The organism is Pseudomonas sp. C2.3V (genome assembly GCF_058536325.1).
This window is the reverse complement of the sequence record NZ_JBZUBN010000001.1, coordinates 2555275-2569575: the sequence shown is the minus strand read 5'-3', so window position 1 is coordinate 2569575 and position 14301 is coordinate 2555275. Positions and strand designations below refer to the sequence as shown.

Below are 14301 nucleotides of genomic sequence, written 5' to 3'. Positions count from 1 at the left end.
GGTTAAACCATATGCGTTGATTAGCATGATGCATATTAATGTTTGTCATGAGCGGACAAATAGCAGCTTGCCGTTGTTTGTCCGCTCGTGAAAGGATTAAGGTCTAGCCTCGAACCTTCGGAAGAAATGAAGTGTCAACGTGGTATCTAGATGGATTGCTCAGATCTACGTAGACGGGAATCTTCCGGTCCTGAACAAAGTTGCTCGGATCAAACCACAGATTAACGCTCTTAAAGACGAATAACTGGTTATTCTCAGCGTCGTGCCATTGGGCGATGATGCGGAAAGGGTTAGATCCATTGACTTCCAAAGCTTGGTTTAACTCGACTCGCTGAAAATCAGCTTGAATTAGGTGGCCATGTTGACGGAGAAAGGCTTCCTTTCTTGTACTCCACCAGCCATAGCCAATGATGCCGCCGCCTATGGCTGCAAAGCTAAGGCCAAGAAGGAGTAGCGGAAGGGCATCGTTTGATTGCACGGTTACCGCACCGATCAACAGACCAATACCAATTACAAGGAATAACCATTTAATTAGAGTGATAGTTTTGTGATTCATAATTCCACTTATATAGGTTAAATGGTATAAAGGGCGGTTATAAAGAGCTAAGTGGGTGACTTGAAGTATTTGTTATGTTGAACAAGGATTGACTACTCTATAGATTGAGTCAGACGTGGCATATGGTACAGGTGTGTTACCCACCATCATGATTGAACCACTATACTCGCGCTCGCCTGTATTTTTAGTAAAGGAAATATTCTTCCCGACTAGCTTGCTTGCACCTTTTTTGTTTAAGTAGTCATACATTTTTATTTTCATTGGTAAATTCATTTGGCCGCCGGGGGTTATTGGAGCCAGCATGAAGGTTTGACTGTCAGTAAAGGCGTAAAATATTTCAGGGGTGTCTTTGCTGGTAAAAGTGTACGTGCAGCGGATATTTTCAGCTTTTAATGTAAAAGCATGATGGTAGGTTTTGCTTTTATAAAGGCTGAGGATTAAGCCTTTTGTTGTTAGTACTCCTAGACCTTGGGTCGCCCGGCATTGAGCTGGGTCGCCATAATTGTATGCACACCAATTCGTTTCAGTAATGCCGATAATTTCTTGTGGCGAGATTTCTAAGTCGTGCTCTATTTTTGTGCGAGCTTCTGGTGTTTCATAAGGAATCATTGAGCACCCAGTTAGGGTTGCCAATATTAGTGCTAACAAATGTCGCATAAATAAAATCCAGCGTGGGGTGGTTGGTTGTTCGGTTGTCTATTTTTAGCCTAAAAAGCTATGCGCAAAAGGCGCGATGACTCTTTCATTTTTTGTTTTATTTCTAGTTCGAAAGGCATACTTTAGTATTTTCCTGTGAAAGCAATAAGTGATCTGATTTGTATCTTAGAAAACCGCTAAGTCATATGCTGCTATGATTAATAACGCTGCGTTAAAGAATTAAGTTGATAAGGGGCTGGTGAGCTTGTATAAAATTCTTCATGAATTATTTAAGTAGTTGCAATAAGAGGTTTAAGGTTTGAAATTAACTAATTGGACGTGTAAGAGGGTTGAAGCTTTGCAGGGAGGGACTTGCTGCTTTAGATAAATTGTTGTTACTAATGTAAATGCGTATAGGAGCCAAACGGCAGCCATACATCTTTCCCTGGTTTTCCATGTCGAGGTATCCATACTGACTGTTAACGCTTTGATTAGCGGGGCGGGTCATACCATTGGATGATGGGTTAGGCTGCGGTACTAACCCAAACGCCGCGCGTGTTAGCTCTACGATGACGAAGCTCTTTAATGCCGACAAGTACGTAGCTGATGGCCGGGGCAATTCACTGACTGAGCTGATTCGTACGGCCCAAAGTGGCGTTGTAGAGAGGATAGTGAAGGTAGGAAAAGAGTAGTAGCTGAGGCGGTCATTGGTCCTTCCATGGAGACTCCGACGTAATGCTTTTGACTACATCGTTTGGTTAAGGGGCGGGCTTTAGCCCGTCCCAGTGAGCGAAGCGAACGGCCTTGAACATTGTTAGGCAGGCTCGTTAAAGAACTCAATGGCTTCCGTAATTGATTGAACCTGCTTTGAGTTTCCGTTGGATACGGCTTGGTGCAGAAGCCCAGAGAGAATGGCGCTACGAGTGGCTTCTGGTATTACGCATGGGCTTAGTATCCCCCTGGATTGCGGGTAATCGCTCCAATGAACTCCTAATGCTTTATTTCCACCATTTTGCTTGTTTTTATGGTCATACCAACCAACTATGAGAACCAAGCCACCGTCGGTATGTATTTCTTTTGAGTTTTTCCAGTATGAAATCAGGTTCACAAAATTTCCCTATCATGGCCTAACGTTTGGTTAAAGGGCGGGCTTTAGCCCGTCCCAGTGAGCGGAGCGAACGATTTGAACCAGTAGTTAGGCTTTTAGCCACTCGCTCAGGAGCGAGGCGGTGTACGGCTCGACAATTTTAATTACCCAGAAAAACAATACCAATTTCAATGCCAAGATGATCCAAGAAAGGAAGCTATATCGGCTATGCCTTATCCAGCCGTCTAGGAATTTAGGACCAACGAATACAAACCAAAGCACTGGGAACACTAAAAATGTCGAGGTGAGCCAGTTTTCGATGGCACTCGGCCTTACGGTGATTATGGCTAGCGGTATGCACGCGAGCATATGCCATAAGCCGGTATGGCTTCTTTTATGTAGCGGTATATTCAGCGGTTTTAATGGCATTCGATAGCCTAACGTTTTAATTAAGCGGTGTGCCTTAGGCACGTCCGTTTGAATGAATGGTTAGGCATCAGCACCTCATGCAACCGTTGAGCGTGGACCGTGCTTGAGATTCGGATGCTCATCGAGCATTTCTTTCGCAAGATGGAAATCGTTCAATGCCGAAAAGATGTAGCGTTCGCTCCATGCAACTTGCAGGGAGTTAAAGTTCTCAACATTGGCAGGCGAGTACTGCACTGGCTTGCCGCTCCGAAGGGAGTCACTCATGGCAACTATTCCCTCAGGATCAGGCACGGCGCCCGCTCGATGTCCGTTAGTTAATGTCAGCGCGCCACGGTGAACAAGATCGGTGAGCGTCGGGCACCACATCGCGAGCGCGCGAGTGGGTGACAGTGGAAGGTAAATTTCTATACCCGGCGTCGTCAGGCCCAGATTACCTCGGAAAGGCCGATCAACCATGTTCTGACGCGTTAGCGGGTTGTCGCCGAGAATAAACGGATGTCTTCTTGACGTCGCGGCGAGTACCCACTCTTTGTGGAGAAAGTGAGCCGCGTAAGTTGAGGGTGCATCGGAGACGATCCTTGCTGTCTGTTCCTTCGAGTCATTTTCCGCGATCTCGCGAAGAAGCTCTGCGGCTTGTGACCCAGGAGCGACTCGATCACCATTCTTCTCGAGGTGTTCTCTCAGCATTCTCGGAAACGCATTCCACTCCTCGCGAAAAGTCTTGGTTCTGGTGAGTTGAACTGCAAAGAACGATGCCAAGATTTGCTTGTGCTCATGCACAAGAGTCGATAGTGAGTCAGCGTCGAGGATAATGCTGATCACCGTTTTCGCGTTGCCTTCTAGCTCAGAGAGCCACGGCTCGATGGATCGTAGTTCTCCTTCGGAAACGAAGTCGTAGAACCGACTTTCTCTGGCTACATTCTTTGTGTTGGAAGGAAAGCTCCGATTCGAGGACTTGTCATAGACCCAGACCTGGTCCTTCTTACCGTTGCCGAAGTTTCGCAATAGAAACTGCGGCACATAGTGCTGCACTTTTGCAATTGTCATTTAATCGGCGGCCTATCGATGGAAATTTTCTGATGCCTAACGTTTGGTTAAAGGGCGGGCTTTAGCCCGTCCCAGTGAGCGTAGCGAGCGTTTTGAACCAGTTATTAGGCTTCCCAGAACGAGAGCCGAAGGAGAAGCTCATAAAGCTATCTGAGAATTATAATAAATAGGCGTTAGGTCGGATGCTGCAATTTTCGCCTGACACAAAAGTATTAATGAGAAATAACAGTAGCCAAATAAGAATGTCCAAGATGACGATGTGACAGATTCGTCGTTGGAGAAAATACTATTTAAGCGAGTTGCTGCATTGCCATGCGCAGCGGTATTTCTCGTAGCATATAAAAAAGAGAATATTAAAAATGATAGCCAGTGTTTCTCGTTGTCAAAAAGGGTGACTGCAGATGCAGGTGGTTTATTGAATTGTAAAATTTCTTGGCGGATGATTCTGCCTGTTGCGTGCACTAATTGACGGGCTTCATTGCCTTTGGCTTCTGGTATGCCAAAGTGAATATCAGTTTTGCAGGATGTTTCTGAGACTGTACAGATAGTTGAATATTTTGCACCTGTAGATGTTGCGATTCTATTAAATAATTCGGGAAACTTTTTCTTAAGGGTTTTGTAGGACGAAGGAATTAATATTTCTCTAATTTTATTTGGCGAATTGTTTGGATCTAAATTGTGCGACTCTACGGCAATACCTTTTAAGACATAAGACGCGACAAAGTTGAAATTTTTGTCTGGGGCTTGTTTTATGTATTCTTTTATTATGTCAAAAATACTTAAAGAGTTTTGGCCGTTGTTAAAAAAAATACGCTGGTGTAGGTGTTGCGCTATTCTTTGCGCTGAGTAATCGATGCTCTTAGAGTCGGATATAGATGAGCCAGGATTCGAGTGATTAGAAAGATATAGGTCATTGTATGAGCTGTTTGATGCCGACCATAGAGAGTTGAATGCAAGATCTGGCCTGCCTGGAAGTTGGGAGTATGCATCAACTAATCCTGTGGCTGCTACATATGGTATTTGTTGTGGATTGCTCCAAGAGGTAGGGCTTAGGTGTTTAAAACTATTGTGCCACAAATACTTGTCATGATCAGGCGGCAGGAGTAGATCTTTGTGCTTCTGTAAGCTGTAATTGATTACTAAATCTTTTAGTTTTAATAGTTTTCTAGTGGTTCTTTGATTCGTATTTTGTGATGCCATGTTTATTTTTGCCCAGTGTTGGGTTAAGGGGCCGGCTTTAGCCGGTCCTGAGCGAAGCGAACGACTTGAAGGCTGTAATGGACTCTCCCTGCACCACATTTCTTCTATAACACAGTGGTGACTGTTCGCTGGGAGAGGTGCAATGAAACGCATAGCGGTTGATTTGGCCAAGTCCGTTTACCAGGTTGCCGAGAGTGTTCAGGTCGGTCGGGTGGATCGGCGCAAGCGGCTCGACTCCGGGGCATTTGCGCAATATTTACAGGAGCAGCTCGAGCCTGTCGAGTGGGTGATGGAAGCTTGTGGCACCGCTCACCATTGGGGCCGGTTGATGCAGGAGAAAGGGCATAGTGTCGTGCTCTTACACCCTCGTTACGTGCGCCCGTATCGGCGACGTAACAAGACAGACCGCAACGACTGTGACGCCATTCTGGAAGCAGCGCGCTGCCAGGAAATCCGCCCGGTTCCGGTCAAGAGTATGCAGCAACAGCAGGTGCAGCAACTCCACAAGCTGCGCGAGGGCTGGAAGAAATCCCGTGTTCAACGCATCAATCTGTTGCGCGGCATCCTGCGTGAGGCAGGGGTTGACGCACCGAACGGCATCAAGCCTTTTCTGCGCCAGGCGTGCGAGCTGATCGAGCGGGCCGAAGTACGTGCCTTGCGCGGAGCGCTGCAAGTAGTGCTGGCTGAAATCAATCTCTATGAACAGTCGATGCGCGAGTGCGAGGAGCAACTGGCACGCTGGCATGCCGATGACGAAATAGTCCATAAGCTCGACGAGGTCAGTGGCATTGGCCTGCTGACAGCCAGTGCGTTGAAGACCGCCGTTGGCAAGCCTGAACGTTTCGCCAGCGGCCGACACCTCAGCGCCTGGCTGGGCATGACGCCGAACGAATACAGCAGTGGGGAACGTCGCAGGCTTGGACGGATCAGTTGCAAAGGCAACGTCTACGTTCGTACTTTGCTGATCCATGGTGCGCGAGCCGCGCTATTGGCAGCTAAACGCTGCAAGGCGCGAACACCTGAGCGGCTGACTCAACTGCAGCGTTGGGTCTTGGACACTGCTGAACGCATCGGCCATAACAAGGCCGCCGTGGCATTAGCCAACAAGCTGGTAAGGATCTGCTGGGCGGTGTGGTGCCATGAGCGACGGTTCAGCGGTAACTGGCAAAGCACAAAGCCTGCCTGACGGCGAGGCTAACAATGACGTGAGTTTCTAGTGGTTGTGGTGAGAAGCGAGACTGTCGGAACAGGCGAGTCCTGCAGCAGAGCAAGGTCGATAACAATGATGATCTTTGTGATCGCTTGAACGCTTGGCCCCTGCTGCGCGAACTACAGAATGGCCAGGGCAGTGCCCAGTAAAGGCCGGATATACGAATGCAACCGCGCTGACGACAGGATCGAAAAAGCTATCCTCACTGCTTGTGGGGAGAGTCCATATACGCATTGTTATGCATTCGCCGCATTATCAAGACCAACGATCGCTTGGCTTATACGCTCTCCGGTACAGCTCGTTTGGTGCCCCCAGCAGGAAGAGCAGACTCTGCCATGTACATTCCGTTCGCCCTCGAGAACGATTACAGGCGTAACGCCATCGCCTGCATGCCCTCTGCGTGCGACCATATTTTCGTCGGTGGTAGATCGGAAATTGACACCGCTTTGCCCAACAAACTCGTAGACCTGATCAAAGTTCAATGCGACATATACTGGGTTCCCATTACTTCCTTGCGGGTGCGGCATAACTTCTCCTTACTGCATAACGTTTGGTTAAGGGGCGGGCTTTAGCCCGTCCCAGGGAGCGAAGCGAACGATTTGAACCAGTAGTTAGGCTTTTAGCCACTCGCTCAGGAGCGAGGCGGTGTACGGCTCGACAATTTTAATTACCCAGAAAAACAATACCAACTTCAATGCCAAGATGATCCAAGAAAGGAAGCTATATCGGCTATGCCTTATCCAGCCGTCTAGGGATTTAGGACCAACGAATACAAACCAAAGCATTGGGAACACTAAAAATGTTGAGGTGAGCCAGTTTTCGATGGCATTCGGCCTTACGGTGATTATGGCTAGCGGTACGCACGCGAGCATATGCCATAAGCCGGTATGGTTTCTTTTATGTAGCGGTATATTCAGCGGTTTTAATGGCATTTGATAGCCTAACGATTAAGCTAACAGGCGAGTAAAAGCGTAGCTTTTGCAAGTCCAGTGAGCGGAGCGAACGGTGTTGAGCGACTTGTTATGTTTCATTGCTAATGAGATTTTTCAGCTGGGCGATGGTGAGCCATGGCCTTGAGCGGTGCAGTATCCTATGGCAGTTTGAGCACACCATCGCTATGTCTGATATTTTGGTTTTCTGGGCTGGAAGCATTTCGCTAACTGGAATTGTATGGTGAGCCTCAATGAAGTTGAAACCTCTTTGGCCATAGGCCTTTTCGAAGTCGAAATTGCAAGCTTCACAAAAAAGACGCTTATTTTTTCTTTTAAAATGCTCTTTTGCTTGCGAGATTAACGCTGAGTTTCGCTCTCGTGCGAGATGTCTTCGCTCAACAATTTTCCCTTCAGGAAAGCCTTCTGACGAAGTTTCATGGCTTTTAAAGTCTGATTCTTCAAGATCCAGGGTCCAGAATTTTCTTTTCTTGTTGTAAGGCGTGGAGCCTAGGCTTTCGCAGTATTCAATATATTTTTGATCTAGATCGCTGTTTTCGACTAGTTTTCCAAGAAGCTTGGAAATTGCAGGGGTGGTGTCTCTTCCGTCGCCTGCGTCTTCGCTGTGAGATTGTATTGAGTTGTTGGTATAGCCAATATAACGGCTAGGGGCGAAGCGCAGTTCTTGACCAACTTTGTATGCAATAAGACACTTTCCCTTTCTTATTAAATCCGAGCAGTAAAGCTGTTCATCGTCTGTGCCTTCGCACAAATAATCCTCGAATAGTCGGAGATTTTCTATAATCTCATCTTGTGCTGTTACGACGACCATGTTTCGACCTCAAGATGGGACATAACTATTATTAGACGTCATGTGACGGATAACACGCTGGACGCGTTTGACGGATAACCTTCCTTGTCATCTTCATTCTTCCTGTCTAGGGTGGACGTTTCCGAGGAGCACTGACGGTATAAAGGAGTTATACATCATGGAAGGGAAGCCACGACTGCTGGATCAAGTGCGAGAGCAAATCAGGCTCAAACATTACTCGATCCGAACGGAGCGCGTCTATTGCGAGTGGGTCAAACGATTCATTCGTTTTCATGATTATCGACATCCGGTCGAAATGGGAGCAGCGGAGGTCGAGTTGTTTTTATCTCATCTGGCTGTCAATAAAGATGTGGCTGCGTCGACCCAGAATCAGGCGCTGGCTGCGCTTCTGTTTCTTTATAAAGAAGTATTACGGCAGGACTTGCCCTGGCTGGGTGAAGTTGTGCGCGCTAAAAAACCGAGTCGTTTACCTGTAGTGTTATCTATAGAGGAAGTGCAGAAGATTCTGGCGAATCTGAAGGACGAGACGTGGCTTATTTCAAGCTTGCTGTACGGCACAGGGATGCGGTTGATGGAGGCTGTCAGGCTACGCGTTAAAGATATCGACTTTGGTCGGCGAGAAATCCTTATTCGTGACGGAAAAGGCCAGAAGGACAGGGTTACGGTGTTACCCATGCGCTTGATTGAGCCGCTCAAGGCGCAACTTACTCATGTGAAACATCTTCATCAGCATGAAGTGGCACAAGGGCGCGGTGATGTGTATCTGCCCGATGCCCTGGCGCGCAAATACCCTAGAGCACCTTGGGAGTGGGGCTGGCAATACGTGTTTCCAGCTTCTGGCTTATCGGTTGATCCCCGCAGTGGTGCCGTCAGGCGTCATCACTTCAATGAGCAGAGGCTTCAGCGTGGCTTCAAACGCGCTGTTCAGGTGGCAGGCATTGTTAAGCTGGCTACGCCCCATACGTTGCGCCACAGCTTTGCCACGCATCTGCTGGAGAGTGGCCAGGATATTCGGACGGTGCAGGAGCTGCTGGGCCACGCTGATGTGAAAACCACCATGATCTACACCCACGTGCTTAATCGCGGTGGGCTGGCCGTCTTGAGTCCATTGGATCGGGGTTAAGCGGCTTTTTTACTCGTCTTCCGAGTCGGCACCAATGGCTTCAAAACAGACGAGACGATGGCCCTCGATCAGCCAGTTGTTTGTCGTCGTGTTGTGCTCGGCCTCCATTACGCTGTTGTAGCTGAACTGCCAGCGCTTGCGCTCGCGCCCGTCCAGCGCCTCGATGGTCAGGACGATCTCTTCGCTTTCAAAGGACTCGTCCGCCTCTGCAGCGGCATCGGCTTGGTCGAGAAGATCATCGTTCAAGGCAAAGCTGGCAGCATGAAGCCCGTCGATTTCGAGCATGTCGGCGAGTTCGAGTTGGTCGAGCAGGTAGGGCGTTTCGGTGGTCATGGGCAGGTACGTAGAATCTGAAGAGGGAAGAGGTGGGCCAGCCAGCGGCGTAACCCACCCTACAGGTTAGTTAATTATCGTAGCCCAAGTTGGGGGCTAGCCAACGTTCAGTAACGGCAAGATCCTGGCCTTTACGCTGCGTGTAGCTTTCCACCTGATCCTTGTCGATCTTGCCAACGGCAAAGTATTGCGCTTCCGGATGGGCGAAGTACCAGCCGCTCACAGCTGCGGCGGGGAACATGGCGTAGTGTTCGGTCAGGAATACACCGCTGCGGCCCGCCTGGTTGAACTGTGCTTCTGGGTCGAGCAGGGCGAAGAGCGTGGCTTTTTCGGTGTGGTCCGGGCAAGCCGGGTAGCCAGGAGCAGGGCGGATGCCTTTGTATCGCTCCTTGATGAGTTCCTCATTGGAAAGTTGCTCATCACGTGCGTACCCCCAATGCTCCTTACGTACACGTTCATGGAGCCACTCGGCACAGGCTTCGGCCAAACGGTCGGCCAGGGCCTTGACCATGATGGCGTTGTAATCGTCACCCTTGGCTTCGTAGCTCTTTGCCAGCTCCTCAGCACCGATACCGGCAGTAGTAATAAAACCGCCCATGTAGTCGGTTACGCCGCTTTCCTTGGGCGCTACGAAGTCGGCCAGGGAGAAGTTGGGCTTGCCGTCTGGCTTGATAGTCTGCTGGCGCAGGTGATGCAGCGTTGCCAGAGTCTCACCGGAGTCGCTGTAGACCTCCAGGTCATCATTGCGTATCTGATTGGCCGGCCAGAAGCCGAACACGGCACGCGCCTTGATGAGCTTTTCATCGATCAGCTTTTTCAGCATCGCCTGGGCGTCGTTGAACAGGGCGGTGGCGGCTTCGCCCACTACTTCGTCAGTCAGGATGCGGGGGTATTTACCTGCCAAGTCCCAGGATATAAAGAAGGGCGTCCAGTCGATGTACTCGGCCAGTACGGACAAGTCGATATCATCCAACACTTTGACGCCGGTAAAGCTGGGTTTGGGTGCCTGATAGCCCAGCCAGTTAAATTGAGGCTTATTGGCGACGGCCTTCTCATAACTCAGGCGCTCAATACGTGCGCTGCGGTTGGCGGTGCGCTCGCGGACTTCAGCATATTCGGTACGGGTTTTCTCGACGAAGCCCGCCTTGAGCTCCTTGGAGAGCAGTTGGGTGGCGACACCTACGGCGCGGGAGGCGTCGGTTACATAGACCACCGCGTCGTTGCTGTACTGCGGCTCGATCTTGACGGCCGTGTGCGCCTTGGAGGTCGTGGCACCGCCAATCATGAGTGGCAGTGTGAAGCCCTGACGCTGCATTTCCTTGGCGACATGGACCATTTCGTCCAGCGATGGGGTAATCAGTCCGGAGAGGCCAATGATGTCGCATTTCTGTTCGATAGCGGTTTGCAGGATTTTTTCTGCGGGCACCATCACGCCCAAGTCAACAATGTCGTAGCCGTTACAGCCCAGCACCACGCCTACGATGTTCTTGCCAATGTCATGAACGTCGCCTTTTACTGTCGCCATGAGGATCTTGCCCTTGGCCTCGGGCTTGTCACCTTTTTCCGCTTCGATGAAGGGAATCAAATGAGCCACAGCCTGCTTCATCACGCGAGCGGACTTGACTACCTGAGGCAGGAACATTTTGCCGGAGCCGAACAGGTCACCAACGACGTTCATGCCGGACATCAACGGGCCTTCGATAACCTCGATAGGGCGGGTACATTGCTGGCGGGCTTCTTCAGTATCTTCAACGATAAAGGTCGTGATGCCTTTGACCAGTGCATGCTCAAGACGCTTGTCTACTGGGTAGCTGCGCCATTCTTCTGTTTCGACTTCCTTGACGGAGCCGTCACCCTTGTACTTGTCGGCAATGGCCAGTAGCGCTTCGGTGCCATTGGGGGTGCGGTTAAGCACAACGTCTTCGACCCGATCACGCAGTTCCTTGGGAATCTCATCATAGATTTCCAGCTGACCGGCGTTGACGATACCCATCGTCAGGCCGTTCTTGATGGCGTAATACAGAAAGACAGAGTGGATGGCCTCACGCACCGGGTTGTTGCCGCGGAACGAGAAGGACACGTTAGAGACGCCGCCGGAGGAGAGGGCGTAGGGCAGGTTGTCTCGGATGAAGGCACACGCGTTGATGAAATCCACCGCGTAGTTGTTGTGCTCTTCGATGCCGGTTGCGACCGCAAAGATGTTCGGGTCGAAAATGATGTCTTCCGGCGGGAAGCCTACCTGGTTGACCAGAATGTCATAGGAACGGGCACAGATTTCATTCTTGCGCGCTTCGGTATCGGCCTGGCCCGTTTCATCGAAGGCCATGACGACCACAGCCGCACCGTAGCGCTTGCAAAGCTTGGCGTGGTGGATGAACGCGTCGACACCCTCCTTCATGGAAATGGAGTTGACGATGCCCTTGCCCTGGATGCACTTAAGGCCGGCCTCGATGACATCCCACTTGGAGGAGTCAATCATGATCGGCACACGGGAGATGTCCGGTTCAGAGGCAATCAGGTTCAGGAAAGTGACCATGGCCGCCTTCGAGTCCAACATGCCTTCGTCCATGTTGATATCGATGACCTGGGCGCCGGCCTCTACCTGTTGGCGGGCTACGTCCAGTGCCTCGGCATAGTTCTCTTCGCGAATCAGACGGGCAAACTTGGCGGAACCGGTAATGTTGGTTCGCTCGCCTACGTTTACGAAGAGGGAAGTGCGATCGATGGTGAACGGCTCAAGGCCGGACAGGCGGCAAGCACGCGGAATCTCTGGTAGGGCGCGCGGTGGGTATTTGGCTACCGCCTCGGCAATCGCCTGGATATGGCCGGGCGTGGTGCCGCAGCAACCGCCTACGATATTCAAAAAGCCACTGGCCGCGAACTCTTCAACCACCTCAGCCATTTGTGCAGGCGTTTCGTCGTACTCGCCAAAGGCGTTAGGCAAGCCAGCGTTCGGGTGGGCTGAAACGTGGGTTTCGGCCTTGGCGGACAATTCTTCTATATAGGGGCGCAGCTCTTTTGCACCCAGCGCGCAGTTGAGGCCGACCGAGATGGGCTTGGCATGGCGGACCGAGTTCCAGAAGGCCTCAGTGGTCTGGCCGGACAAGGTGCGGCCGGAGGCATCGGTGATCGTACCGGAGATCATGATCGGCAATTCAAAGCCGACTTCCTCGAATACGCCCTGTACTGCAAAGATCGCTGCCTTGGCGTTCAAGGTGTCGAAGATCGTTTCGATCAGAATCAGGTCCGCGCCACCTTCGATCAGACCGCGCGTGGCCTCAGTGTAATTTTCCACCAGCTCATCGAATGTCACATTCCGGTAGCCGGGATTGTTCACGTCTGGCGAGATGGAGCAGGTGCGGCTGGTTGGACCAAGGACGCCGGCAACAAACCGTGGTTTATCTGGCGTTTCGGCTGTCTTTGTGTCAGCAACTTGACGCGCCAGCCGTGCACCTTCCACGTTCAGCTCATACACCAGCGCTTCCATACCGTAGTCGGCTTGGGAAACGCGCGTAGCGTTGAATGTATTGGTCTCGAGGATATCGGCGCCTGCATCCAGATAGGCTTTTTCGATCGCCTGAATAACATCAGGGCGAGTCAGAAGCAGGAGGTCGTTGTTGCCTTTGACATCGCTAGGCCAGTCAGCGAAGCGTTCGCCCCGGTAATCGGCCTCTTCCAGTCTGTAGCTCTGGATCATTGTACCCATACCGCCGTCCAGAATAAGGATGCGCTCCTTGAGTGCGGTTTGCAGGGCGGAGAAGCGTGCGGCGCGATCGATCATGGGCAGGTATCCAGATTACAGCGACAAAAAAGGGATGATAGCAAAGCTGTCAGATGGCACGAAGACTGCTTTGGTCATCTGATATATGAGCTATCTTCAAGTAACAACGCTTCCATTTTTAACGAGTATCGATTGTGACTGCGACCCCGCTACTGGTTTGTGATGATTCTGCCATGGCACGAAAGCAGCTGATTCGTGCCTTACCTCCCGAGTGGTCTGTGGACATAACACAGGCGACCAACGGGAGTGAGGCGCTTAACGTGCTGCGTCAGGGCAAGGTCCAGGTCATGTTATTAGACCTGACCATGCCCGTCATGGACGGTTATCAGACGCTGGAAGCGATGCGGGCTGAAAACATCAAGTGCAACGTGATCGTGGTTTCTGGCGACGTTCAGGAAGAGGCCATACGACGCGTGCTGGAGTTGGGTGCACTGGCGTTTCTGAAAAAGCCAGCCGATGCTGAGCAGCTCAAGGCACTGCTGCTGCAGCATGGCTTGCTTGGATCTGCACCCAACAAAGAAGCCGTCATGGAGGATCGTCCTGATCCTGATGTCAGCTTTCGTGATGCCTTCCGTGAAGTGGTCAACGTGTCCATTGGTCGCGCGGCAGCGTTGCTGGCCAAGGTGCTCAATGTGTTCGTGCAGCTTCCGATTCCCAACGTCAACATCCTTGAGGTAGGCGAGCTGCATATGGCGCTGGCCGATGTGCAGCGCGGCAGCCGTGTCACAGCGGTCTGCCAGGGATTTATCGGTAACGGCATTGCGGGCGAGGCCTTGTTGATTTTCCATGATTCGGAAGTCAAGGACATGGTAACGCTGCTCCGCAGTGGCAGCACACAAAACAATGATCAGATGGAGATGCTGCTCGACTTGGCCAGCATCCTGATTGGGGCGTGCTTGAGCGGTTTGTCGGAGCAGATCGATGTGCGCTTCTCGCAGGGGCACCCGATGATTCTGGGGCAACATACGGCGCTTGAGAATCTGATTCAGGTCAATCGCCAGCGCTGGAAGAAGACCCTGGCTGTCGAGGTGAGCTATAGCCTCGAAGGGCATGACATACATTTTGATTTGCTGCTGCTGTTTACCGAAGACTCGGTCAAGCGGCTTACTAACAAAATCAATTACATGATGGATTGATA

The 14301-nt window shown here is 51.0% G+C and carries 11 protein-coding genes; 3 read left to right on the top strand and 8 right to left on the bottom strand.

Going from position 1 to position 14301, the window contains the following annotated elements; all coding sequences use genetic code 11:
* Positions 1 to 103: 103 nt before the first annotated feature.
* The 5 genes from AC4LF3_RS12150 to AC4LF3_RS12130 form a co-directional block, all read right to left on the bottom strand.
* Positions 104 to 556, bottom strand: coding sequence for a hypothetical protein (locus tag AC4LF3_RS12150; protein ID WP_286787670.1), 453 nt, complete (start codon positions 554 to 556; stop codon positions 104 to 106).
* 72 nt (positions 557 to 628) lie between these two features.
* Positions 629 to 1165 carry a hypothetical protein gene (locus AC4LF3_RS12145; protein ID WP_491835385.1) on the bottom strand — a complete coding sequence of 179 codons (537 nt, stop codon included), beginning with the start codon at positions 1163 to 1165 and terminating at the stop codon, positions 629 to 631.
* Between the two features lie 841 nt (positions 1166 to 2006).
* Positions 2007 to 2300, bottom strand: coding sequence for a hypothetical protein (locus AC4LF3_RS12140; protein WP_491835384.1), 294 nt, complete (start codon positions 2298 to 2300; stop codon positions 2007 to 2009).
* 483 nt (positions 2301 to 2783) lie between these two features.
* Positions 2784 to 3755 carry a DUF4238 domain-containing protein gene (locus tag AC4LF3_RS12135; protein WP_491835383.1) on the bottom strand — a complete coding sequence of 324 codons (972 nt, stop codon included), beginning with the start codon at positions 3753 to 3755 and terminating at the stop codon, positions 2784 to 2786.
* A 138-nt stretch (positions 3756 to 3893) separates the two neighbouring features.
* On the bottom strand, positions 3894 to 5126 hold the full coding sequence (locus AC4LF3_RS12130; protein ID WP_491835382.1) for a hypothetical protein: 1233 nt from the start codon (positions 5124 to 5126) through the stop codon (positions 3894 to 3896).
* Between AC4LF3_RS12130 and AC4LF3_RS12125 the strand changes: the two genes are divergently transcribed.
* Positions 5098 to 6141: an IS110 family RNA-guided transposase gene (locus AC4LF3_RS12125; RefSeq protein WP_491835381.1), complete on the top strand. Its 1044-nt coding sequence runs from the start codon at positions 5098 to 5100 to the stop codon at positions 6139 to 6141. The two genes, AC4LF3_RS12130 and AC4LF3_RS12125, sit on opposite strands and share 29 nt — an antisense overlap.
* A gap of 1044 nt (positions 6142 to 7185) precedes the next feature.
* Here the strand turns inward: AC4LF3_RS12125 and AC4LF3_RS12120 are convergent.
* Positions 7186 to 7926, bottom strand: a complete 741-nt coding sequence (locus AC4LF3_RS12120) for an HNH endonuclease (protein ID WP_150346350.1) — start codon at positions 7924 to 7926, stop codon at positions 7186 to 7188.
* A gap of 157 nt (positions 7927 to 8083) precedes the next feature.
* On the opposite strand from AC4LF3_RS12120, the gene AC4LF3_RS12115 reads away from it, so the two are divergent.
* Positions 8084 to 9049 (top strand): integron integrase, encoded by a 966-nt coding sequence (locus AC4LF3_RS12115; protein ID WP_491835380.1) that lies wholly within the window; start codon positions 8084 to 8086, stop codon positions 9047 to 9049.
* Between the two features lie 9 nt (positions 9050 to 9058).
* Here AC4LF3_RS12115 and AC4LF3_RS12110 read toward each other — a convergent pair whose 3' ends face one another.
* Positions 9059 to 9382, bottom strand: a complete 324-nt coding sequence (locus AC4LF3_RS12110; RefSeq protein WP_404629136.1) for a DUF5629 family protein — start codon at positions 9380 to 9382, stop codon at positions 9059 to 9061.
* Between the two features lie 70 nt (positions 9383 to 9452).
* On the bottom strand, positions 9453 to 13163 hold the full coding sequence (metH, locus tag AC4LF3_RS12105) for a methionine synthase (protein ID WP_491835379.1): 3711 nt from the start codon (positions 13161 to 13163) through the stop codon (positions 9453 to 9455).
* A gap of 173 nt (positions 13164 to 13336) precedes the next feature.
* Here metH and AC4LF3_RS12100 point away from each other — a divergent pair, with 173 nt between their 5' ends.
* Entirely contained in the window at positions 13337 to 14299 is a 963-nt protein-coding gene (locus AC4LF3_RS12100) for a response regulator (protein WP_150347103.1), read from the top strand.
* Positions 14300 to 14301 lie beyond the last annotated feature (2 nt).

Coding starts and splice junctions, on each gene's coding strand:
- AC4LF3_RS12150 (WP_286787670.1), bottom strand. CDS start 556: ATGAATCACAAAACTATCACTCTAATTAAATGGTTATTCCTTGTAATT.
- AC4LF3_RS12145 (WP_491835385.1), bottom strand. CDS start 1,165: ATGATTCCTTATGAAACACCAGAAGCTCGCACAAAAATAGAGCACGAC.
- AC4LF3_RS12135 (WP_491835383.1), bottom strand. CDS start 3,755: ATGACAATTGCAAAAGTGCAGCACTATGTGCCGCAGTTTCTATTGCGA.
- AC4LF3_RS12125 (WP_491835381.1), top strand. CDS start 5,098: ATGAAACGCATAGCGGTTGATTTGGCCAAGTCCGTTTACCAGGTTGCC.
- AC4LF3_RS12120 (WP_150346350.1), bottom strand. CDS start 7,926: ATGGTCGTCGTAACAGCACAAGATGAGATTATAGAAAATCTCCGACTA.
- AC4LF3_RS12115 (WP_491835380.1), top strand. CDS start 8,084: ATGGAAGGGAAGCCACGACTGCTGGATCAAGTGCGAGAGCAAATCAGG.
- AC4LF3_RS12110 (WP_404629136.1), bottom strand. CDS start 9,382: ATGACCACCGAAACGCCCTACCTGCTCGACCAACTCGAACTCGCCGAC.
- metH (WP_491835379.1), bottom strand. CDS start 13,163: ATGATCGATCGCGCCGCACGCTTCTCCGCCCTGCAAACCGCACTCAAG.
- AC4LF3_RS12100 (WP_150347103.1), top strand. CDS start 13,337: ATGGCACGAAAGCAGCTGATTCGTGCCTTACCTCCCGAGTGGTCTGTG.